23 protein-coding genes are annotated in these 22913 nt (G+C 47.2%); 7 read left to right on the top strand and 16 right to left on the bottom strand.

What is annotated here, in order from left to right; all coding sequences use genetic code 11:
• Nucleotides 1-95 precede the first annotated feature (95 nt).
• Genes ASL11_RS00535 through ASL11_RS00520 form a run of 4 tightly spaced genes read left to right on the top strand, consistent with a single transcriptional unit; the run spans nt 96 to nt 3415 of the window.
• Nucleotides 96-1073, top strand: a complete 978-nt coding sequence (locus tag ASL11_RS00535; protein ID WP_056608437.1) for an HD domain-containing protein — start codon at nt 96-98, stop codon at nt 1071-1073.
• Nucleotides 1074-1099: 26 nt separating this feature from the next.
• Nucleotides 1100-1675 (top strand): thymidine kinase, encoded by a 576-nt coding sequence (locus ASL11_RS00530; RefSeq protein ID WP_056608434.1) that lies wholly within the window; start codon nt 1100-1102, stop codon nt 1673-1675.
• 33 nt (nt 1676-1708) lie between these two features.
• Complete coding sequence (locus tag ASL11_RS00525) at nt 1709-2887, top strand: MGDG synthase family glycosyltransferase (RefSeq protein ID WP_056608431.1); 1179 nt, start codon at nt 1709-1711, stop codon at nt 2885-2887.
• A 27-nt stretch (nt 2888-2914) separates the two neighbouring features.
• Nucleotides 2915-3415 (top strand): hypothetical protein, encoded by a 501-nt coding sequence (locus ASL11_RS00520; protein ID WP_056608425.1) that lies wholly within the window; start codon nt 2915-2917, stop codon nt 3413-3415.
• A 363-nt stretch (nt 3416-3778) separates the two neighbouring features.
• Here the strand turns inward: ASL11_RS00520 and ASL11_RS00515 are convergent, their stop codons facing one another.
• A complete protein-coding gene (locus tag ASL11_RS00515) occupies nt 3779-4972 on the bottom strand; it encodes a WD40/YVTN/BNR-like repeat-containing protein (protein WP_235550331.1) in 1194 nt (397 codons plus the stop codon).
• Nucleotides 4973-5159: 187 nt separating this feature from the next.
• Here ASL11_RS00515 and ASL11_RS00510 point away from each other — a divergent pair, with 187 nt between their 5' ends.
• Nucleotides 5160-6176, top strand: coding sequence for a M23 family metallopeptidase (locus tag ASL11_RS00510; RefSeq protein WP_235550330.1), 1017 nt, complete (start codon nt 5160-5162; stop codon nt 6174-6176).
• Complete coding sequence (locus ASL11_RS00505; RefSeq protein WP_056608419.1) at nt 6173-6625, top strand: bactofilin family protein; 453 nt, start codon at nt 6173-6175, stop codon at nt 6623-6625. Before ASL11_RS00510 ends, ASL11_RS00505 begins: the two co-directional genes overlap by 4 nt.
• Nucleotides 6626-6701: 76 nt before the next feature.
• Here the strand turns inward: ASL11_RS00505 and ASL11_RS00500 are convergent, their stop codons facing one another.
• From ASL11_RS00500 to ASL11_RS00475, 6 genes are all read right to left on the bottom strand, one after another.
• Nucleotides 6702-7727, bottom strand: a complete 1026-nt coding sequence (locus ASL11_RS00500; RefSeq protein WP_056608416.1) for an ABC transporter substrate-binding protein — start codon at nt 7725-7727, stop codon at nt 6702-6704.
• A gap of 13 nt (nt 7728-7740) precedes the next feature.
• Nucleotides 7741-8505: an ABC transporter permease gene (locus ASL11_RS00495; RefSeq protein ID WP_056608413.1), complete on the bottom strand. Its 765-nt coding sequence runs from the start codon at nt 8503-8505 to the stop codon at nt 7741-7743.
• On the bottom strand, nt 8438-9277 hold the full coding sequence (locus tag ASL11_RS00490) for an ABC transporter ATP-binding protein (RefSeq protein ID WP_056608410.1): 840 nt from the start codon (nt 9275-9277) through the stop codon (nt 8438-8440). Before ASL11_RS00490 ends, ASL11_RS00495 begins: the two co-directional genes overlap by 68 nt.
• Nucleotides 9278-9302: 25 nt before the next feature.
• Nucleotides 9303-10562: a DUF445 domain-containing protein gene (locus ASL11_RS00485; protein WP_056608408.1), complete on the bottom strand. Its 1260-nt coding sequence runs from the start codon at nt 10560-10562 to the stop codon at nt 9303-9305.
• 569 nt (nt 10563-11131) lie between these two features.
• A complete protein-coding gene (locus ASL11_RS00480; protein WP_056608404.1) occupies nt 11132-11782 on the bottom strand; it encodes an HD domain-containing protein in 651 nt (216 codons plus the stop codon).
• The gene (locus tag ASL11_RS00475; RefSeq protein ID WP_056608401.1) at nt 11779-12810 is read right to left on the bottom strand and encodes a TrmB family transcriptional regulator; all 1032 of its coding nucleotides are present in this window, start codon (nt 12808-12810) and stop codon (nt 11779-11781) included. The genes ASL11_RS00480 and ASL11_RS00475 overlap by 4 nt, the downstream gene beginning before the upstream one ends.
• A 167-nt stretch (nt 12811-12977) precedes the next feature.
• Here ASL11_RS00475 and ASL11_RS00470 point away from each other — a divergent pair, with 167 nt between their 5' ends.
• Nucleotides 12978-13421, top strand: a complete 444-nt coding sequence (locus ASL11_RS00470; RefSeq protein WP_056608397.1) for a flavodoxin — start codon at nt 12978-12980, stop codon at nt 13419-13421.
• A 66-nt stretch (nt 13422-13487) separates the two neighbouring features.
• Here ASL11_RS00470 and ASL11_RS00465 read toward each other — a convergent pair whose 3' ends face one another.
• The 9 genes from ASL11_RS00465 to ASL11_RS00425 all read right to left on the bottom strand — a co-directional run bounded on the left by ASL11_RS00465 (nt 13488) and on the right by ASL11_RS00425 (nt 22890).
• Entirely contained in the window at nt 13488-14174 is a 687-nt protein-coding gene (locus ASL11_RS00465; RefSeq protein WP_056609560.1) for an MgtC/SapB family protein, read from the bottom strand.
• Nucleotides 14175-14318: 144 nt separating this feature from the next.
• Entirely contained in the window at nt 14319-15008 is a 690-nt protein-coding gene (locus ASL11_RS00460; protein ID WP_056608394.1) for a response regulator transcription factor, read from the bottom strand.
• On the bottom strand, nt 15005-16480 hold the full coding sequence (locus tag ASL11_RS00455; RefSeq protein WP_056608393.1) for a sensor histidine kinase: 1476 nt from the start codon (nt 16478-16480) through the stop codon (nt 15005-15007). The genes ASL11_RS00460 and ASL11_RS00455 overlap by 4 nt, the downstream gene beginning before the upstream one ends.
• A 4-nt stretch (nt 16481-16484) precedes the next feature.
• On the bottom strand, nt 16485-17237 hold the full coding sequence (locus ASL11_RS00450; RefSeq protein ID WP_056608390.1) for an ABC transporter permease: 753 nt from the start codon (nt 17235-17237) through the stop codon (nt 16485-16487).
• On the bottom strand, nt 17230-17967 hold the full coding sequence (locus ASL11_RS00445; protein WP_056608387.1) for an ABC transporter ATP-binding protein: 738 nt from the start codon (nt 17965-17967) through the stop codon (nt 17230-17232). The genes ASL11_RS00450 and ASL11_RS00445 overlap by 8 nt, the downstream gene beginning before the upstream one ends.
• A 67-nt stretch (nt 17968-18034) precedes the next feature.
• Nucleotides 18035-18970, bottom strand: coding sequence for a hypothetical protein (locus tag ASL11_RS00440; protein WP_056608385.1), 936 nt, complete (start codon nt 18968-18970; stop codon nt 18035-18037).
• 222 nt (nt 18971-19192) lie between these two features.
• Nucleotides 19193-20350 (bottom strand): Ger(x)C family spore germination protein, encoded by a 1158-nt coding sequence (locus tag ASL11_RS00435; RefSeq protein ID WP_056608382.1) that lies wholly within the window; start codon nt 20348-20350, stop codon nt 19193-19195.
• Nucleotides 20347-21798, bottom strand: a complete 1452-nt coding sequence (locus tag ASL11_RS00430) for a spore germination protein (RefSeq protein WP_056608379.1) — start codon at nt 21796-21798, stop codon at nt 20347-20349. The genes ASL11_RS00435 and ASL11_RS00430 overlap by 4 nt, the downstream gene beginning before the upstream one ends.
• Nucleotides 21799-22890, bottom strand: a complete 1092-nt coding sequence (locus tag ASL11_RS00425; RefSeq protein ID WP_056608376.1) for a GerAB/ArcD/ProY family transporter — start codon at nt 22888-22890, stop codon at nt 21799-21801.
• Nucleotides 22891-22913: the final 23 nt, after the last annotated feature.

Here is a 22913-nt window from a genome sequence, read left to right as displayed (position 1 = left end):
TGTGCATGTGATAGCAAACTTTCTATGTTTCATGCTATGATAGCTAATACCGCTAGAACATACATCCAGATTCCACATCTTAGGAGGAGCTCTGTTTGAGTATACAGCATACTTTTGGGGACGGCATGATTAGGGAGCCTCTTTATCAATGGCAGCTAGAAGCTCATCCGGTTGAAATTGAGCTTTTCCGCTCAAAGCCGGTACGCCGCCTGAAGTTTTTACATCATTTCGGAGCATCGGCTCTATTTTCACCACTTACACATTCACGCTTCGAACATACGGTTGGCGTTTGGTCACTCATGGCTCACTTTTGCCCAGAAGAATCTCATCTGCGCATTGCGGCACTGCTCCATGATATCGGGCACCTGCCTTTCTCCCATGCGGTTGAGCGGACCCTTGGGTATAATCATCACCGTCAAACCGAACAATTAATCGGGCAAGGCATCATCGCGGATATTCTAGTCAAGCACGGCATTTCGCCGCGGGCAATTATTGATCTTTTGAAACAAGAAACACCGCTAACCAACAAATCAACGGTTCTTGGACTCGATCACTTGGATAGCTTCCTGCGCGATACTTACTATGCTGGACGTCAGACGCTGCCGCCTTCGGAAGTAGTGAAAGGACTTCGCTTACGCGGACCCTACATAGAAGCGAATGAGGCTTCAGCCACAGCACTTATTGATGCGATTGTTGAAGAACATCGACTCATCCTGCACCCGCAATTTCTAGCAATGGATGCACTGCTGGCCAAAGCAACGGCACATCATTGCGAGGCAAATCCAGGCATGAAGGATCGAATCCCCGCACTCATGGATCATGAGTTGATTCAGGAGCTGCTGCAGAGCAATAATGAGACGGCTCGCGAAACAATTCATGTGCTCATGTATGAGCCCCATCGTATTCAAATTGCCCAAGAACCCGTACCAGGCAGCATTGAAGTCAAGATCGGGAAGATTTACAAAAAACAACCGCTAATTGGCGAAAAACTCGCCTCTGAAGTCAGCTTTCAAGCTGCTGTGAAGCTGGCTGAACTGGATAGCATGGCCGCAACTTATTTTTTCACCATATAAACATCCGCAGAAGGGACTGTCCCAGCTTGGCAAAATTGTACTTTCGTTATGGCACGATGAATAGCGGTAAATCGATTGAAGTCTTACGCGTAGCTCATAATTATGAGGAACAGGGCAAAAAAGTACTTCTCCTCACTTCCGTTATGGATGATCGTTTCGGTGTTGGTAAAGTCGCTTCCCGCATCGGTATGCAAAAAGGAGCCATCGTCGTAGACGAACATTTGGATATGGTCGCTTTGGCGCAGACCGAACGTCCAAATTGCATTTTGGTCGACGAGGCTCAGTTCTTGAACAAAGCTCAGGTCTCTCAATTGATTGAAGTCGTCGATGAACTGGATATTCCCGTTATCGCTTACGGGCTTCGTGCTGATTTCATGGGACAATTATTTGAAGGCAGCAATGCACTTTTGGCTGTGGCGGATACGATCGAAGAAATTAAAACCGTTTGTTGGTATTGTGATAAAAAGGCAATCATGAACATGCGTTGCAAAGACGGCGTTCCTATCTTCCATGGTGAGCAGATCCAGATCGGCGGGAATGAAAGCTACGTTCCTGTGTGTCGCAAATGCTATGCATCTAAGAAAAAAACAGATCACACCTAGGATAGATATGATTTACAAAGAAAGGTGAGTTCCTTGCGTAAAAAACGGATTTTGCTATTATCTGAGGGCTTCGGGAAAGGACATACACAAGCTGCTCATGCGCTGTCTGGCGAGCTTCGGCAATCCTCGTCAGACATGATTACCCGCGTGATTGAGCTTGGCGCTTTTTTACATCCTACCTTAGCACCTTGGGTCTTCTCGGCATACCGCCGCACGGTAACATCACAACCCAGACTGTACGGTATGCTCTATCGAAATCATTATGATAAAAGGCCGAGTCGTGTAGCCAGTCTCGTGCTGCATCGTATCTTCTATTCACGAACGAAAGCCGTTATTAAGCAGTTGAAACCGGATTTGATCGTCTGTACGCACCCCTTTCCAAGTATTATTGTCTCTAGATTGAAACGCGCAGGGCTGAATGTACCTCTCTTTACCGTGATCACCGATTATGATGTTCATGGGACGTGGATAGACGCAGCGGTAGACAAATATTTGGTATCCACGCCCCTTGTTAAAGAGCGTCTCATGAACTGTGGTGTTCTGGACAAGCGTATTGAGGTTACCGGTATTCCGGTTCATCCTAATTTCCGCAAAGCTCATAGCAAGGAGCAGATTCGGCAGGAATTCGGACTCAAAGCCATGCCTACGGTCATGGTTATGGGTGGCGGTTGGGGTGTTTTTAAAAAGGAAGAAAAGGAAGAGCTGCTGACCTATCTGGCAAGTTGGAGCCAAGATATTCAACTGCTTATCTGTCTCGGCACGAATGAAAAAGCACGTCTTCAACTCCTAGATGAAGAAGCTTTCCGTCAGCCAAATGTCCATCTGATTGGCTATACCACCGAGATTAGCAAGCTGATGGATATCTCCGATTTGCTGATTACGAAGCCAGGCGGGATGACCTGTACAGAGGCAATGGCCAAAGGTATCCCCATGCTGTTCTATAGCCCGATTCCCGGGCAAGAAGAGAAAAATTGCACCTATTTCCAGGAAAATGGCTACGGACAGCGCATCACATCCGTCGCGATGATTGACCACTGGTTTAAACTACTGCTCGAGCAATATCCTGAGCTTGCAAAGCGGAGAACGGACATCCGTGAAGAGCAAAATGAGGAAGATCAAAGCTGTGCAACAGCGATCATTGCGTACCTAGAGCAATCGGATAAGCGTTCCTATATTCAGGCATCATCAAAAACACCGCTCATACAATGGTAGTAACCATTGTGAGGGCGGTGTTTTGTTATGAATCCCATTAACCGATTCGGCAAGCAAGCTATTTTTGCTTATTTAATGATCTGGTTTGTTGGCAGCCTATGGATGATGGCCGTGCTTGGCAGCAGTTCTTTTGAGCGCAAAATACTGGGCATTGATTTCGTCCTCTATCATGAGTATGCATGCTTCGGCTTTGCAGGAGCGCTTGGTGGTGCGCTATATGGTTTGCGCATGTTTCATGAGCATTATCAAGAGCTCACCACACAATGGATCTACTGGTACCTCATGCGGCCAATCCTATGCTTCGGTTCTGCGATTATCACAATTATCCTATTCGCGAGCGGCATTATGCTGCTAGAAGTTGGCGATTCGATGTCAGCGCGTATCAGCATAGCCTTTCTGACAGGTTACGGCTACGGAAAGTTCATGGAGAAGCTGCGTGATCTAACATCGACGTTCTTCAATGGGAAGAATACGAATGGAACGAATGGGAATGGGAATGGAAACGGGAGTGATACGCCTACGAAGTGAGTAGGTTTGTGTGGGGGGAGTGGCGCAAACAACTGGAAAACCTCCAGCTATTTCCTTCGAAATCCATTCGAAATTGGATTTAGATGTATAAGCTACAGCTAATTTCATCGAATTCGAGCATTCCCACTACGTTCAGCTCATTTAACTGTAGGAAATCCATCTAATCGCTGAAAACACGCAAATTAGACTGAAATAGATGGAGGAAATCCATTTAATCTGCTGCGGCGGTGAATTTGGGTTGGCGTTTGCTGACGGTGAAGGTGGAGCGTGTTATGGCAATTGGTGCGGAGTGCGATGGGTGTGAGGAGTAGCTAGCTGCATATAAAAAAGCCACCGCGCAAAGACAACCGCGGTGGCTTTCTATCAAGGTGCATCGAAGCTATGCACCTTATTCCAGTTCACACCACCGCTGCGGGTGGTGTACATCACACTCGGCTGCTCATTATCATTCGTGATGAGCCAGCCGCTATTCGCATCTGCCATGCCAAGCAGCAGCTCGCCGTACCCCGTGAACGACTCCGTACCGTTCACCCAGGTCTTGCCGCCGTCCTTCGTCCAACCGACGGAGTTCGGCTTGTCGCATGCCGGGCAAGTGCCGCCCATGAACGCTACGTCGGTGTTCACGACGTAGAGAGGGCCGGGCTTCGAGCCCGTGTTCTTCGGCCCCGTCGTATCCCCCATAGGGAATCCAGGGGCAGGTCCTCCACCAGCTGTGCTGTTCACAAGCACAGTTTGCCAGGTCTTCCCGCCGTCTTTCGTGTGAAACAGCGAATAGGAGGTTTGTGTCATCCCCGATTCCCCAATCAGCTCTATCCACGCGTCATCCACGCCAACGGAGCGAATAACGTTGCCTGTCAATGTCGCCACGGTATTGCGTGACATGACGGGTTTCCAATTTTGCCCGCCATCCTGCGTCCTCAAGACCTCGATCATGTCTTCTACTTGTCTAACGGCCCAACCGTTCTTGTTATCATGAAAATAAGCATCCCCTTGCATACCTGTTGGAACTGGCAGCTTCACCCATTTGACACCACCATCCAAGGTCTGCGCATTGCCGCTAAAGGCTTCCTGCTTCGACACGAAGTGAAGGAACGCTTGATTGGGAACGGTACCGACTGTCGACCAATGAGCCCCGCCATCCTGCGTATTGAACAGCTTCCCTGTACCTTCCTCCGTTGCCCAAGCATCCTGATCATTCAAGGCAAATAGTTGCCCAACTTCTCCAATACCCGTGTATTGCACCTTCCACTTCCCACCACCGTCATCGGTATGAGCGATCCACCCTTTGCCGCCAATCCAGCCCTTTTGAGCGTCCGCTAGTCTCAGCGCAGTTACCCCTTTCATAAGAGCCGTTGTTCCCTCACTGCCTTTGGTCGGTAGGGTTGTCGGCTCTGCGCTAGGTGTCGCGGGTGTCGTTGTTGGCTCCGCCCCCGCCACTGCACTCGATATCGGTGATTCTGAAACAGTCACATGACCACTCGTCTGTCCGGAAGATTTACACCCAGTTAAGGCAAGACTTGATATGGCTAACAGTAGCAGCGTTCTTTTTAGCATCATCCGTACTCCCTTCACTTTCATGTGTAGTTGATATTTCATAGACGTTACTAAGGAGGGAAAAGTTGAACTCACTTCCTTACCATCATCCCCCATTTCAGAGAAATTAGGCATGACTCACCCAACTGAGGAATACAATCGTAAACAAGAAGGGGGACATTGTTAGGTTACGGAAAGGGAGGAGGATCTGTTGAAATTCATTTGGGGTAAAAAAGAACTCACCTTCATGATCATTCCGGGTGCCAACCGCCGTACGGTGAGGTTCAAGCTTCCACACAGCAGTTTGTATATTGTACCTAGTGTGATCCTACTTGTGCTGATCGGGTTTTTCCTGACGATTTATATCATGAATACCCAATCTCATCAAACTCAAAACAGCATGCAGCAAGCTTTCGATGGACAAGAACGTCAGTTGGTTGATCAAATTACACATAAAACAAGTGAAATTGAGCAGTTGCAAATTGATTTGATTGATCTCGCTCAGCAGGCCGATGAATTTAAGGTAAAGCTAGAGGAAATTAAGAAAATAGATCATGTGATAGAACTCATGAGTCAACCAGAAACCGTAAACGGGACAAGCAAAAAAGTAGCAAGCACCCCGAGCTCTAAGCCCGTGAATGGAACGAATGTTGATATTGGTGGTAGCGATGTACCTATCACTACGGATGAAGTATCTACCCTCGTTAGCAACACGAAGCAAGGGCTTTTTTCTTTAGTTGGCGATATTAATGAACTCCTCGTCAATCTAAATGAATCCGAAGCCAAAATTAAAGAGGCTGAACACTTACGCAGTATTACGCCTACACTATGGCCCATCGCTTCGCACAGCATTACTTCCGGCTTCGGCATCCGTATAGATCCTTTTACATTCAGGCCCTCCATGCATACAGGCTATGATATCGATGGTGAATACAATGATCCAGTCTATGTAACTGCCGCAGGAAAAGTCATTGCAGTGGGCTTTGATGGCGAACACGGCAACTATATCATCGTTGATCACGGCAGAGGTATTGAAACGGAGTATATGCATTTGAATAAAATATTGGTAAAACGAGGAGAATCTGTAACAAAAGGTCAGCATATCGGTCTCGTTGGTTCTACTGGACGCAGCACGGGCTCCCATCTTCATTATGAAGTTCATAAAAACGGTATCCAGATTGACCCTAAACCTTATCTCATTTCAGATCGAAAGGATGAACGTAAATGATTGGAAGCTCGAAATTAAAACGAATTGATACGAAAAGTACAGACACGCTGATTGGCGCCAGTACGATCTGTGAAGGCAAAATAATGTCCGAAGCCAGCCTTCGCATTGAGGGTCAAATGAACGGTGACATTGAATGTGCCGGTGACATCACCATTGGTGAAAACGCTGTCGTCCAATCGAATATCCACGCACGCGATGTGATCGTAGCCGGCAAAGTGAAAGGCAACATTTATACCAAAGGCAAATTGATCGTGACAAGCTCTGGGGTCTTAATTGGAAATATTGATGTGCGGTCCTTCATTATCGAGGAGGGTGGCATCTTCCAGGGAAGTAGTGCGATGAATGCAGCTGCGGTGCAAAATGATAAAAGCGGAGGCGGCAAGGTCATCGATGCCAAGGCGCACAAGCAGCAAAAAAGTGAGCAACAAGCTGCTTCTGGTGGGAATTAGAGCAGCATTATATACAAAGAGCTCGTCTTCATCCGCTAAGTGCGGGTGTGACGAGCTCTTTCTCATTTCCCTGATCTTATTTCCCAGCCTTAACTTCGGAAAGCATGGAGAGATCCACAAACCGGCTAAGATCCAGCTCCTCTGGCTTAATACCTTTGATATATCTAGCGCCGATAGACACCTTCGCCATCTCTTCCATCACTTTGACATTAACGTCAGTAGTCAGCTTGAGGCGGCTAAGCGAGGCTTTAATCAAGCTTTTGTCCATGCCCTTGCCGCTGTATTTCTTCAGCTGGTTATTAATCAGATCGTATGCTTGCTCAGGGCTGCTTTGAATGAACGTAATGCCGTCCAGATTAGCCTTAATCGCGCCCTTCACAATGTCACGATGCTTGGCGATAAACGTATCGCTGGCCACCATAATAACCGTTGGATAGTCGCCATTGTTAGGCGGGATCGCCTGCCAATCGGCAACGACTTTACCAAGCCCAGCCTTCTCAATCTGAGTTCCCCATGGTTCAGGGACTAAGGCAGCATCGATTTCTTTCTGACGGAAAGAGATCAGCGTATCCGCTGGTGAGCGGACGATGAGATGTGCGTTCTCCTTGCCTCTTCCGAGCGAAATGCCTGCTTGCTGAAGCAGCAAACGCAGTGAAATTTCGTTCGTATTCCCTTTGGCTGGGATCGCGATGGTTTTATCTCGCAAGTCTGCGGTCGTCTGGATACCTGCGTCCGATCTCGCAACCAACACGGCACCGCCGTTATTGGATCCGGAGACCACGCGGAAATTACCGCTTTTCAGAAAAAAAGTCGTCGCAGGTCCTGGACCTACGAATCCTACGTCGATATCACCCGTCGCCATCGCGATAGACAGATCGGAACCGTTATCGAAAGGTGTCACTTCAATCTTGACTTCGTCGCCCCATTCGCGGGCAAAGTAACCTTTTTCCAGCGCGATGTAGGCGGCGGCATGGGTCACATTTTTGAACACACCAACTCTAACGACTTGTGGTTTACCGGAAGCTGTCAACTTTTCCTCACAGGCACTCAGGAGTGTTATAGCGAAGAGTAACAGCAGAAGTACTTTAATGCGCCTTGTCATCACGCCCACTCCCCTACGACTTGGAGCCAGCGAGGCCGTAGCGCTCTAGCACTTTATCTTCTAGTTTTTTGAAACAGAAATGGTCTGAAACCGTGCCTAGTACAGCGATAATAATGACGATACAGAGCATCAGCGAGGTGTCACCGAGATTACGCCCATCCTGTAAAAGCTGACCTAACCCCGCTCCTTTGGCAATCAACTCACCCGCTACAAGAGCCCGCCAAGCAAATGCCCATGCTGTACGTACACCGTTAATCAAATGAGGGAAAGCAGCCGGAATCATGACCTGAAGGAACAGGTTAAAGCCATTCCCCGTCCCCATCGTCTGAGCGGCGCGCAAATAAATCGGCGGGATATTCTTGATCCCTGTACGGCTTGCCAATGCCATCGTCCAAGTAGCTCCAAGTGTCGTGATGAAAATAACGGAGGTTTCGTTTAATCCGAACCAAATAATAGCAAAAGGCAACCAAGCAATACTCGGAATTGTCTGCAAGGAAACGACTAAGAAGCCTAGCGTGTCATCGAGCAAGCGATATCTAGCAAATAGAAAGCCTAACGTCGTCCCTATCGCGAGTGATAAAGCAAAGGAAATGAGCAGCCGCAGCATACTCGCTCCAGCAGCCTGCAGCAGCTCCCCATGCACGATGCCGTCATAGAAAGCTTGCAGTGTCTGGGAAACCGAAGGGAATTTCCATCCCCAGCCGAAGATCCTATATCCCGCCTCCCAAGCTATCAGAAGCATTACCAGAAAAATCGTTCTTCTTAATGCTGTACTCATCGCCAGTCTCCTCTCTCACAACTTTCTCCAGCTCATCCGCGAGTGCGTCCATAATCAACGCCTCCATATGGTGGAGCACGGAATCGCTGCTATCGCGAGGTCTCGCTGCTTTGACAGAGAACTCCTTCTTGATCGTGCCAGGACGTGTGGACATCACCAGAACCCGATCCGACAGGATGACCGCTTCGCGAATATTGTGGGTAATGAAGAGAATCGTTTTGCGCGTACGCATCCATATTTCTTCCAATTCTTTATGCAAAATAAGGCGTGTTTGCTCGTCTAATGCCGCGAAGGGCTCGTCCATCAGCAAAATTTCCGGATCCATCGCGAGCGCTCTGGCAATCGCTGCCCGCTGTTTCATCCCGCCTGAAAGCTCATGCGGATATCGATCCGCGAACCGGCTTAGATGCACAGATTTGATCTGCTCCATCGCCATCTCGTGACGCTCTTTCTTCGCAATTCCCTTCTGCTTGAGGCCGAAGGCGACATTGTCTAGAACCGTCAGCCATGGGAACAACCCATGCTCTTGAAAAACAACGACGCGATCCGCTCCAGCGCCTGTTACCTTTTTCCCATTGACCTGAATGATGCCTTCGGATTGCGTATCAAACCCCGCTACTAGGTTCAGAACCGTCGATTTCCCACAGCCTGAAGGACCCAGCAGCGAGACGAACTCCCCTTTATTTATCGTCAATGTGATGTCATCCAACGCCTTATAGCTGCCCCCGATGCGCTGAACGAACGTCTTGCTGACTCCCTTAATCTCGATCAAGCTCTCTCATCCCCCACGTTGTCGCTTAGAATAACATTTTCAAGCCTGCCAAGCCTAACCCAATGATGAATCCACAAATCGCACCATTCACCCGAATCCATTGTAGATCGCTGCCGATCTTCTCTTCCATGAGCACCGTCAACTTCTCGTTGTCGAGTTTGTCTAGGTTCTCTTTCACCAGTTGGCCAATTTTACTGTGATTTTGTTCCACATAGGACGCGATCTGCTCTTGAATCCAGTCTTCACCCTTGTGCAGCATATCAGGGTTTTCGCGAATGGATGTAAGCATTTTGCGTATAATGGGCACCACATGCTGAGGAACAAAGTCGGGCTCATCGATGAAGGCTTCCGCTTTTTCTTTTAGTTTAGTTAGTAAATGCGCTAACTTCTCATCGAGGTCGAACAGCTCAGGAAGCTTCGTTTTCAGTTTTTCTAGCTCTGCTAACAGCTGTGGATTACGCTCTAACTTGTGCAGTTCGCTCCGGATAAACGTGAGCACAGATTCCCTGCGCGGGTGGTTTTTCGTGCGCATTTGCTCGATGTAGCTGAGTACAAAATTCTGAATAATTCCGCCAATTTTCTCCTCGTTCACCATACCAATAAACGCGTTCACGGCAAAAGCCATGAAGCCATTCGACTGCAAGCCTTCAAACGCTTTGATCGCCATAGCCCCCAGCTGATCACGTGTGTCTGCTTTAATTGCCCAGGCCGCTACTTTGTCTAGGACAAAATCGAACGTTTTGCCGTCATAGCCGCCATCTTCGATGCTTTCCACAATGGTGCGTACGAGTCGGCTAGTATCAACGTCTTGGAGCGCTTTATGTATTTCCTCTGCTAGGAGAGGTGTTAATTTCTCTAGGTCAATCGCTTGAAGCGCTTGTTTCGCTAGCGCCGTGAGCCCTTTGTGCAAGGACGTATTATCCAGCTGCTTGTCTGCCAGTTCTAGGCCCCGCTCCAAGAAACGGATTTGCTGCAAACGTGCGCGAATGGTTTCTTTGGAGAGCAGCTCATTCTGTACGGTGGAGACGAGCGCCTTCGTAATCTTCTCCCGATTGTTCGGCAGCAGCGCCGTGTGCGGGATGGGAATGCCAAGCGGATGACGGAAAAGGGCGCTAACTGCGAACCAGTCAGCCAAGCCGCCGACAACCCCTGCCTCGAACCCACCTTGCAGGAAAGTGCCCCATACGGTGGAGGACACGGCTGTTGGCAGCGTAGCCAGAAAGCCCGCGCCCATAACACCAAGTGAAACCGTTGCTATATACTTTGCTTCTTTTTTCATCGTCATAACATCTCTTTCCTCGTGAGGTTGATGAATCATTCTTTCTATTTTATCACATTTTGGAAAGAAAGGTGGGAGGGGTGTTGGTGGGGGAGGAATTGGGGTCAGACTGGCTCGCAACATGTACAATTATCCGCCTCAGTGACTCCTGTTTGTTTCAAACAAATCAAACTCCTTTCCTCCTCTTCCGTAACAATCACACTCCCCTACGCACAAAATAAGTGGATTTTACGCAGCTAATTTTGTACTTTCTCACTTAATTTGGAATTTAAATGGAAAATATGTAGTTAATTTCGCCAGATTTCCTCATTTCCATCTAATTGGCTTGGATTAGCTGTAGGAAATCCAGTTAATTGTTGTAGATGGGAGAATCCTGCATAAATAACTGGAGTAAATCCATTTAATCGCCAATGTGGTTGGCTGGGGTGATGGGGTGATGGTGGCAGATTACGGCGGGGTAATGGTGACGGACGCGGAATGACAGCAACCATATGATGGATGCAACTGCATTCTGTACGCCCACTATAAGAAACCACGAAAAAGAGAGCCATTGTCGGCTCCCCCAATAAGCAATCTTATCGCTCGCCTTCCCACTCTGCATAAAACTGCTGCAGATACAGCTCCATGAAGCGATGCCGCTCCTCCGCGAGCTGCCTCGCGTAGGCCGTATTCATAAGCTCCTTCAGCTTGAGGAGCTTCTCATAAAAGTGATTAATCGCAGTGTCATTGCCCCCGCGATATTCCGCCTCTGTCATCTGCTCGCGCGCGATGACAGAAGGATCATGAATCGGGCGGCCTTTCCAGCCCGAATAAGCAAACACGCGCGAGATGCCCACCGCGCCAATGGCATCCAACCGGTCGGCATCCTGCACGACCTGGCCCTCCAGCGTGCGCATTGGCGGACGCGCGCCGCCCTTGAACGACATCGTGCTGATAATCTCCAGCACGTGCTCTACCTGCGCCGCCGGCGTGCCGCTGGCGGCGAGCCAAGCCTCCAGCTCGCGCTGCGCCGCAGCTGGATCGGCGTTGAGCTTCTCGTCGACAACGTCGTGAAGCAACGCCGCAAGCTCGCAGACGAAGCAATCAGCGCCCTCTTGGGCGGCAATGCGCTTCGTCGTCTGCACCACGCGATAAATATGCCACCAATCGTGGCCGCTGCTATCGCGCTCTAGCTTCTCCTTCACGAGCGTCTCCGCCGCGAGTAGTATCCGTTGTTGTTCCATCATTTCTTCTTTTTCCTCTTTCCTTGTCCAGACTTTCTTTGTTCCAGCTTTTCTTGTTCAGGCATCCCTTGTTCAGACTTTCCTTGTTCCAACTTTTCAGGATTATCTTCTCTAGCGCTCTCATCAATTAAAAGCTCTCCGCCAGATACGCCCTCATCAAGATGTCCGAGCTCTCCGGCAATCTCATTGCCCGCATGGAGCTTAAGCGCAACCACTTTGCCCTCATCCGATTTCTTGGGTTCAGGTACTTTTCCATCTATTTGTTTTTGTATGATTTTCTTGAAATTTTTGCCGTATTTATCCTCAAGCTTCGTACCCATATCTTGCTGAAGCTCCTGTAACACGACACTACTGCAAAAATGATTATACAACAACTCCACCATCGCAGGATGCTCGGTTATCATCGCCACCGTGGGATCTTCGACGCCACGCGTGCCAATAATCGCTAGCTTACGATCAATAAGTATCGCGAATTTACGCCCCTGCTGCCCCTTCAGACCCTCGCCCCGTTTACGTGCAAATGGGTAGAATCCAGTTCCCGCATCGCGCGTCGGCATGACGATGACACGCACGCCCTGTGCAGACACCTCGCGGATATCATCCCTCAGCAGCTTCGCTTCCTCTGGAGACAGATCACAGAACGCCTCCTCCTTCGCTCTCCTAAGCTCCGAACGGATACGTTCGATAACCTTGGTTTCACCCTCCAAGCTGAAATACTCCGACATATGCGTCTCTTGCTTGGGCAGATGCTCTTTCACATAACGGATGGAGGCTTGCAGCTCCGCTTCCATTCGCTCGCCGATTTCCTCAATCGGCACGCTTTGATATACGGTGGGTTCACCATGACTCGTGAGCACTGCGCCCTTTTCTGCGAGCTTTTGTAAAGCTGCATATACGTTCGAACGCGATACGCCAAGCCCCTTGGCGATTTCATAGCCAGTTTGCGTACCACTCACTGCTAGTACGTGCAGACACTTCGCTTCCAAATCCGTGAAGCCAAGGTTTTTCAAATGCTGTAGAACATTCTCCATGGCGCAGCCCCCCTCATATCCCTATTGTAGCATGATCAAAAGCATAGTCGTATCGTTTCACAGTACGTCCTACAGAAATTTTTATATTGACAATGATAATCATTATCAAATAATATGGTGGAAGTTAATGGGTTTCTTTTTTTTATATAACCAATAGGAGGTCCATCATGTCCAAAATTATAATCGTATACGCAAGCATGTCTGGAAATACAGAAGAACTCGCCGAGGCGATTGCAGCCGGCATTCAAGAGGCAGGGATCGAGCCTGTTCTCAAAAACGTTATGGATACGAACGCAAGTGAGCTCGAGCAATATGAAGGTGTTTTACTAGGAGCTTATACGTGGGGAGATGGCGACTTACCAGATGAGTACGAAGATTTCTACGACGAAATGGATGACATTAATCTCGAGGGACGCAAGTTCGGCGTATTCGGTTCTGCTGATTCCTCTTACACGTATTTTGGCAAAGCGGTGGATACACTCGAAGAGAAGCTAGCTGAAATTGGCGGGGAAAAAGTATTCGATGGCTTCAAAGTGGAACTTAATCCGTCCAAGGATGAGAAACAATTGTGCCATGAGTTAGGTCTTAAATTTGCTGCAGCATTAGCCTAAGCATCTAACCATGCCTAAAATGAAAGACCGGAAAGCGGCCCCTGTGGCCACGATCCGGTCCCCTTCTTACAACGTTTCTACTTCGGCGATCTCGATGTATTCCATACTTTTCATCTCATCGTATACTTCAGAAGCGTATTTTCGATCCACATACACGATGAAGTTTAGCTCCTGCAGTTCTTGGTTCAATTCTTTGATATGAACACTTTTCATTTTGTACCCTTTGGCAATAATCGCTTTGATAATCGTCGTTAAATTCCCCTCATGGGAAACGATCAGACGCACGCGAAGATCTTTCATGATTAGCGGTCTCGGCCCCATTTTTTTAATAAAATAAGGTAACACGATTACACTGATGAGAATGAGCATGAGTCCGAAGAAGGCTTCAACGTAGAATCCAGCTCCAACTGCAATTCCAAGGCCCGCAGCTCCCCAAATCATAGCAGCCGTTGTCAGTCCAATAATGACATCATTGTGCTTGCGAAGAATAACACCTGCGCCAAGAAAACCGATCCCGCTCACCACTTGCGCCGCGAGCCTCATGGGATCCATAACATGCAAACCAGCAACAGCGTACTTATTCGCCGATTCAATCGATACGATTGTCAATAAGCAGCTGCTTAAGCAAATGACAAGTGACGTCTTCAATCCTAGCGGTTTATTCCTAATTTCCCGTTCCAATCCAATAATTAATCCAAATATTGCTGAAATCCCAAGTTTCATTAAAATATGCAAATCTACAGTAAATTCCATCATCGTTGACTCCCCTAGTTAAGTAACCTTTACAATATCTTAACAAAGTAAGGATGTAAATAACCATTTGTCAAATGGGAAAATGTTTATGCCGAAAACCAAAAAGCCCGCGAAGAGTTAGGCAACTCTCCCAGGCTTAGCTAATCAGATTCGGAAGCGATATCCCGCTCCCCATATGGTTTCAATATATTGTGGATTGGAAGGGTCCTGCTCCACTTTCTCTCGCAGCTTGCGGATATGCACGGTCACTGTGGCGATCTCCCCCATGGCATCCATGCCCCACAGAAGATCAAACAATTGCTCCTTGCTGTATACCCGATTGGGATTCATTGCTAGATGAGTCAGCAGATCGAATTCTTTGGTCGTGAACATAACCTCCCGCTCATTCACAAACACGCGCCGCGCCGTTTTATCAATCATTAACCCGCGAATGCGAACCTCATCGTTCTTCGACTCGCGACGTCCCATTAATCGTTCGTACCGAGCCAAATGGGCCTTCACTCTAGCTACCAACTCACTTGGGCTGAACGGTTTGATCATGTAATCATCGGCTCCAAGGCCGAGACCGCGTATCTTGTCAATGTCTTCCTTTTTAGCCGAAACCATGACGATTGGAATATCCTTCACACTCCGAATACGTCGGCAAATTTCAAAACCATCCATAATCGGAAGCATAAGATCGAGTATCACGAGATCATAGTCGATCGACAGCGCCCGCTCCAACCCACGTTCGCCACTCGTTTCAATATCAACCTCATACCCGTTAATTTCCAAATAATCACGTTCTAGCTCGGCAATGCTTTGTTCATCTTCTACGATTAAAATCCGACTCATGCTTCGCTTCCTTTCCCCTGATAAAGTGGTAAGGCCATAAACACGGTAGTGCCCAGCCCTAACACGCTAGTCGCACCAATGCGCCCGCTGTGCTCTTCAATGATTTGCTTCGCAATTGCCAGTCCTAGTCCGCTGCCTCCTGTTGCCGTATTGCGCGAAGGATCTGCCCGGTAGAAGCGGTCGAAAATATGCGGAAGCGCCTCATCCGAGATACCCTGACCATTGTCCTTGATTTGAATAACGGCGAATTCATCCTGTCGCAACACACTTAACGTAATCTGACAGTTGCCTTCTTCACTGTATTTAATTGCATTCTCTATTATGTTTAGAAGCACGCGTCTAAGCTTATCGCGATCTGCAGTAACCAGTATCGGCTCTTGTGGCAGATCGGCAAGTGTAAACTGGACTCCTTTTTTCTCCATATCAAATTGCAATTCCTGCGTACAATCCTGCACGTAGTTCCCTAGATCGACGGTCTCGAATTGAAAAGGAACTTTCCCCAGATCCAACTTGGAAAATAGAAATAGCTCATCAATCAGCCGATCCATATCCGCCGCTTTGTTATAAATGGTTCGAATATATTTATCCAGCTTATCTGGCGAATTCGAGACGCCATCCATGATGCCTTCTACATAACCTTTGATCGCAGTGACTGGCGTTTTTAAATCATGAGAAATATTCGAAATAAGCTCCTTGCGGTTCTCCTCATATTGGAGTTGAAGCTCCACGGATTTCTTGAGTTTACGGCGCATTTCTTCAAAAGCAACGCTAAGTTCGCCAAGCTCATCCTTGCGATGCGGGACGATTTCGAAGTCCAAGTTGCCTTCTTTGATGTCTTCAGCCGCTCGTTTTAACGCACGTAACGGTCGAATAATGCTCCGGGAAACGAAGTAGGTCAGCACGCCATTAGTCGCGATGAGGATGAATATAAAAGTTAAGAAAACCGTTTTGGAAAACTGGTGCAAATATTTCTGAAAAGGACCGCCATCTAGAAACACGAATACCGTTCCTTTACTCTTATCAGAAAACAAGAAATCCTGCTGTCTAGTTATCCACAGGGAACCTTGATTACGCTGAAACTTCCCTGGTGGTGTACCATAAAGTGGGAGCAGCGAGGTGTCACCAGCTTCTTTATCTTTGAGATAGGAAGATAAATACGTAATACTTTGATCCTTCCGAATGATCAGCCCCATATTGATTTTGTGAAAACGCTCGTTCAAATCCTTCACAAACGTTTCCTGTAGAAAAGCATCGGGATCCGTTTCAATCTTGGCCTTTATATAAGCGACATTTTCCGCTTCCTGATCGACGACGCGCTTAATGGGATTGCCATGCGAAAAGTCGACATCAAAACCGGATTTCAAGCTTCCGAAAGTGGCGATGCTGATCAGAATGACGGCTAGCCCAAAGAGCACAAGCGGTACAAGCAGCATGGCAATATAGGATAGGACTAGCCGTACGCGAATCGACATCGGGTCAGAGCTCCTTTTTATCAAACAAATAATAACCTGCTGTAAAAAATAGTATACTGCACGCTGCTAAAAACATAAAGATCGAGAAGATCTTACTCGTCACCATCGAACCGCCAATCCAAAGCATATGCCAATCCATGTAGGCTGTTGGAGAGTAAGTTGCGATTTGTGGGAGGAAGAACGCCGCTACTTTGAATGCCAAGTATAACAGGATGCTGACTGTCAGCGCCGAGCTGCTGCTCGAGAAAAACTGCGCCAGACATACCGCTGCGATACTCAATGCAATCAGGGGTACGAAGGCAGCTCCGTAGGCGAGCAACCAATTGCCGAGTGTTCCTATCCCACCGAAATGCTGAAATAATAATGCGGAGACTATCGATGCGACGAGGGCCACGACTAAATATAGAGCAATATAGATGGCCAGCGCTAATTGTTTGGATGCAAATACTTTAAAACGGGAGAGTGGTCGGGTTAGGATATTTTTCATCGTACGATCCCCCATCTCCCCAGAGAACACATCCGCAGCTCCCATGAACACGAACAGAGGCAGGAAAATCGTCGTAAACAAACCCAGCATAACGATGGGGAAATCCTTCGCTGCGATCGCACCGATTCCGATACCATCTTGGAACCTCGAGAGCAGAATACCTGCTAGAATGGGCAGCAGCAAAGTGACAGCTAGAAAGAAGATCGTTTTCTTTTTGTAGGCGAGTTTCAGCGTCTCATTCCATACATTGGCTGTTAAAATACTAGGCATTAGCGGCAAGCCCCCTAACTTCTTGAATTTCCCGTAGGTAAGCGGCTTCCAAGGATGGGCTACCTTCGATCAGATCGGAAACGAGTCCCTCACGGACGAGCTTCCCTTGATGGATAATGCCAATTCGATTGCACATAAGCTCCATTTCGTGGATAAGGTGAGAGGAGATTAAAAACGTGATCCGTTCTTCTCGTGCTAGCCGCAAGATGATTTCACGAATATGAACCATCCCCTCGATGTCGAGACCATTCGTTGGTTCATCGAGAATGAGAAGTTCCGGCTTTGAGAGCATCGCGGACGCTAGTCCGAGCCTTTGCTTCATGCCAAGTGAGTAACCTGCTACCTTTTCATGCTGAAAAGGGGTTAAATCCACGATCTCGAGCACTTCGTCTATTCGCTGCTTGCTCACACCTGGATACAACCGCGCTGCTTGCTCCAGATTTCTTCTGCCGCTCATGTAGGTGTAGGCTTCTGCCGTTTCGATCAACACGCCGACCTTTGCCATCGCTTGCTCATACTGTGTTTTCACGTCGTAGCCAAACAGCATTACCTGACCTTGCTGCGCCTGAGATAAGCCAGTCATGATCTTCATGACGGTTGTTTTCCCCGCTCCGTTTGGCCCAAAGAAGCCATATATATCACCACGCTGCACCGTCATATTAACTTGATGAATGCCGCGGAGGTTACTGAATATTTTCGTTACATTGCTAAGTTCAACGACGTGTTTCATGCCGTTCCGCCTTTCAAAAGGGAAATGAGGAGGAGGGCCAAGGTTGACCGCTCCTCTTTGGTGCTTATTAGTGCTTGTCGCCCCATTTTTTGTGGCCCGACATGTCATCGAATTTCACGTTCTCGACTTGCTTCCCGCTCAAATCAACCGTATCCGGCGTTGTCGAGTTCAAGCTGGATAGTGTCATATCAATGCGAAGCACAACATCGTGCTCAGCACCTTGCTCATCTTTACCAGACAAATGAATTTGTGCCGATTGACTCGTAATGTGGTCGTCTCCATCCACGCTCGCATTCACTTCCACTTCATCCATAGAAATATCGGAAGAAAGCTGCGGCAGGCTATTCCTTAGTGTCGCGAGGTCAATCCCCAGCGTGTTCGCTTTCGTTGGCATTGGCTCATCTTTGGCCATCGTGCCATGTTTGATTACTAGTGAACCCACGGTATTCACAATCGGAGAGATCTGGCTGCCGGAAAGCTTGAAATGAATTTCCTTCCCGTTACCCGCTGCGTCGTCCATCGTGACATAATTTTTCAAGTTACCGACTAGGGCATCCACCACATTTTCCACTTCGCTGATGACTTCAGGGTCTGCGGTATGGTTGCGGTTGTTATGTCCTTTGAACTTCGCTGGCGCGTTGTCACCTTCAATGACTTTGTAAACATCAGAATCGGCTGTTTTGATAATCTGCTTGCCATCTTGGCTGTAGAATTGAATCGTTTGCTGCTCATTAGTGCCATTAAGTACATTCACTTGTGCACTTCCAGCGTGATCGGTTCCGCCGGTTTTGATCGTTGATTTCACTTGCAGCAAGGAAGCTCCGTTGTCCTGTAATGACACATTTACTTGGCGTGTTACGTTCGTAATCGTCGCTGTTTGTTTCACCGCTGTTTTGAACGCTTCATATCCGGGAGCCTCTCCCACACCTGCATATACGGAAGTCACTAGCATCATGCTGCCAACTGCTACACCTAATCCCAACATCGCTAACTTCTTATTCATCTCGTCCTGCCTCCGCGTAATCCATACGCTTTCTCTAATTTGGCTGCGCTACTTGCGCTTCCATACTGACTATCTTAGCCCTCAAGAGTTAATTGCCACTAAACCGCCTATTAACCTGGCCTAAAACAATTCTTAAATATTTCTAAACTGGGTAATAACGAGCTCAAATGAAAAAGAAGCCCCCCTCCTGCGATGGGTAGCTTCTTGTTGATTCGTTGCTGACTAATATTGTGTTTGTTTTATATTCGTTTTCAACATACCTGAGTGGAGAATACTGGGTTTTACATTTATGGTACCGAGCTCATAGTCGGTTAGCGGCTTTTCACCGTAATTCGTGAGTTTGGCCCATCTGGCGAAATCATCCCTGTAAAGGATATGCTCCAGTGCATATACATCAGTTTCTCTACTTTTGCCAAGTTTAAAGGTCATCTCAATTTCTTCCTTTACTTGTTTGGCAATCAGTTTCTTCAATTCAGCCTCGTCAACCTCTTCGAATATTTCAGCTATGGTAGACGGAGCTAACACCTTCACATCGAAAATGGTTTTCTCACCATCCGCTCGTATCTTAATATGAGCCTTCGGTTTGATCATCACGTTGTGAACCGGTTTTCCCTCTCTATAAACGAGCATTGGGGTACGAATTGTATGTGTATTCAACCACCTTGCACCAACAAATTCTTCCTCCGAAAACCATTGCAAACTACGATGCTTGTTCAAGGCATAAACGCCATTCACCCTTAGTTTGGGATCTGGCTTTTTGTTTTTCCTCCATACCTCATCTTCGATGTCCAATGTGGGCAACATCACCGTATCCCCAGGCTCTCGTAATCTCGAAGCCACCCAATACAGCCGATGTGGAGAGATGTAAGATCGTTGTCGAAAGCTATCCGCTGGCTGCATTAAGATGGAACTCATCGGCGAGACATTGAAAAAGGGAATAACGGAGAAAATGTCCTCAATCGACTCGTCTGTACTATAAAACCACTGAGTGAATCTCGTTTCACTATAGCGAACGTTTCCGTCTGTAAATTTGCCTATTCCTTGATTTAACGCATTTTTGGAAAACAAGTAAGCACCGACATGTCCCCAGAATACACGTTGCTGGGACGTCCGGTAGAGCTTATTGAATGCCTCGCTAACAGTTGCGCCCTCTTCTTTACCTACCCAAATCAAAGGTAACTGTGCCGATTGACCCCCTTCTTGTTTGGCCACACTTGCAAAATCCAACATTTGTCCGTAGACGATGTATTTCCCATCTTTATAATCAAAACCAATCGCTGTCATGTAGTTTGTGTCTTGAATCGTTTTTAAATCCCAACAGCCCGTCAAGCTAGTTAATACTAGCGCTGCCACCGTTAGTTTCAACCACATTTTCATCATGAAGATTCACTGCCTTGTCTTGTATCATCCTGCGTATTGAGCTCGATCGGCCTGCGTGCAAGCTTCTTCCAAGTCTTCGAAAATAAGGAAGCGATCATTTCCCCGAATAGAGGCGGTGAAATTGGTGCTAGATAAGGTACGCCAAATGACTCTAGCGTCGACATCAAAAGAACTAAGCCCATGAGCGAAATCATGAATCCGTATATACCGAACATGGTGGAGATCAGCAGAATAATAATACGTAACACCGTAATGGTTCCGGCGAGATTTTGATTAACTAGCGTATACATCGATATCGTAGATAGGGAAGTAACTACCAAGGTAGTGGGGCTTGTAATTCCAGAGCGTATCGCCGCATCACCAACAATTAATCCGCCTACTACGGTAACCGTTTGTCCAACTACCTTGGGCAATCGAGCGCCCGCTTCACGGAACAATTCAAATAACATCAGCATGATAATGAAATCCATTGGGCCTGATAAAGGCAAGCCTAATCGTGAAGAAGAAATTGTGGCTACGAGTTGATACGGAATTTGGTCCAAATTAAAGCTGGACACCGAAATCCAAAGACCTGGCAACAATACCGATATGAGCAAACCGATTATTCTCAGCAATCTCTCGAATGCAACATAATAGTAGGGATTATGGACATCTTCAGGTGAGTCTAAAATATAGGTTAAGGTGACTGGTGCAACGAGAACCATTGGAGACCCATCCACAATAATCGCAAATCGGCCGCGAAGTAGGCTATCTGCCACAAAATCAGGTCTCCCCGTATAATTCAGCATAGGAAAGATCGAATAACTACGCCCTGATAAGGCTTCCTCGAGCTGTGCGCTGCTGATAACCGCATCGACATCAATCGATTGTAGTCGATCTTTAGCCTCTTGCAGGACCGACTCATTGATGATATCGCCGAGATACAGTAAAGCAACTACCGTGTTGCTTCTTCGCCCTAATAGTATCTTTTCCACACATAAGCTCGATGTGGCCAAGCGTTTGCGAATTAAAGCGATATTCGTGATGACATCTTCAATAAATCCGTCGCGTGGTCCTTTAATCGACGTTTCCGTACTAGATTCTTCAGGTGTACGGTTTGGTGGAGCGGCAATATCCAGTGAGTATATACCTTGGCTATTTTCAAAAAATAAAATTAACTGCCCCGCAAAAACAGATAATTTCATCTCATCTACGACATGTTTACCCGTGAGTTTGACTAATTGAAGTAATGTTCTCAGATCGAGAGCTTCTTCATTTTGATAATAATCACTATTTATAAACGCCTGCAGATTAGGCAGCACGAGACCATCGATCATATCCTTTTTTACCATGCCCTCACAATACACCATCGTTACACGCTCAACCCTGCCTCCTTGCGTGACAGGGTACGTTTTCACAATAACATCGTCCGAAAGGGCAAACCATTCACGGAAATCCTGCTCATTCACTTAAGCATCCTGCTCCTTTCGCCGAATAGGCAGCATAGCAACTACAAGTAAAAACAACAGTAGAGATAGACCGACTACAAACATCAACGAATAGTAATATCTCTGCAGCCAAATCACCATTTGATTATCCGATACGGGATACAAGGTAATTCCAAGTAAACCTAGGCTTATCCCAATAAGAAAGTAGGTTCTGGTAGATTTCTTCTCTATTCTCATCATATCTAAACTAATAAACAACAATATCGAGGTCCGCATGCTAGACCCCGAAATCCATTGAAAAATGGATAAGAAATCTAGATGGGAAATATATTTCCCAAGTGACACCATCCGCCATTGTTCAAAGGCTGGATACCTTAAATCCGCTGCTTCAAAGGGACCGAATATGGCGATTGCTCCTGTTAGTGGACCGATGGTAAGCCCGATTACACACGTGGTCAGTATCAATAATCCTCGTAGGCGGATACGCGTTCGGACATGATGCTGCATAACGAGAATACTCAGTACTTCGAAGGAAGCGCTGCAAGTTAACAGCATACACATGAGTGTCGGACCATATCCATGTGTGAAAAGCGGTGTTAGCAGCGTGTAATCCTTGTATTGAAAATTAGCCCCCATCACAAAGTATCCGAGAACAACAACTGCTGGCAAAAGGAGGCCAGATGCAATAGCAATCGCTTTAATACCTTCTCTTGCTGCAAAAAAGCAAAATAGGATAAACAAGAACGAAATCATAATGAGGGGGGTTCTAGGCAAGTAGGTGACGTGTGTCCACATGGTGACATCTTTAATCGTGACTAAGGCATGCGTTAAACAGATTAAGACAATGAACGATTGAATGAGATACGCCCCCCATTTTCCCAACCTCATTCTTATCCATGCAATCAAGTCACCTTGTTTGGTTCGTTTAACCAAGAAGTAGATCAAGAAAGTCCAGACAAGCATAGGTACAATGGCGAGCGAAGCTCCTAACCAGGAATCTCGTTTCCCATAGTGCAGTAGAACAGGGATGAGCAGAACATGATTCGTTATCGCGATGGCAATGATCACGATCCCATATAATTGAATGGAAGTAATTTGTTTATTTACAGACATAAGTGTTCTCCGCATTGGTATGA

Source organism: Paenibacillus sp. Soil750, assembly GCF_001428045.1.
GTDB lineage: Bacteria > Bacillota > Bacilli > Paenibacillales > NBRC-103111 > Paenibacillus_E > Paenibacillus_E allorhizoplanae.
This window is presented reverse-complemented; position numbering and strand designations above follow the sequence as displayed.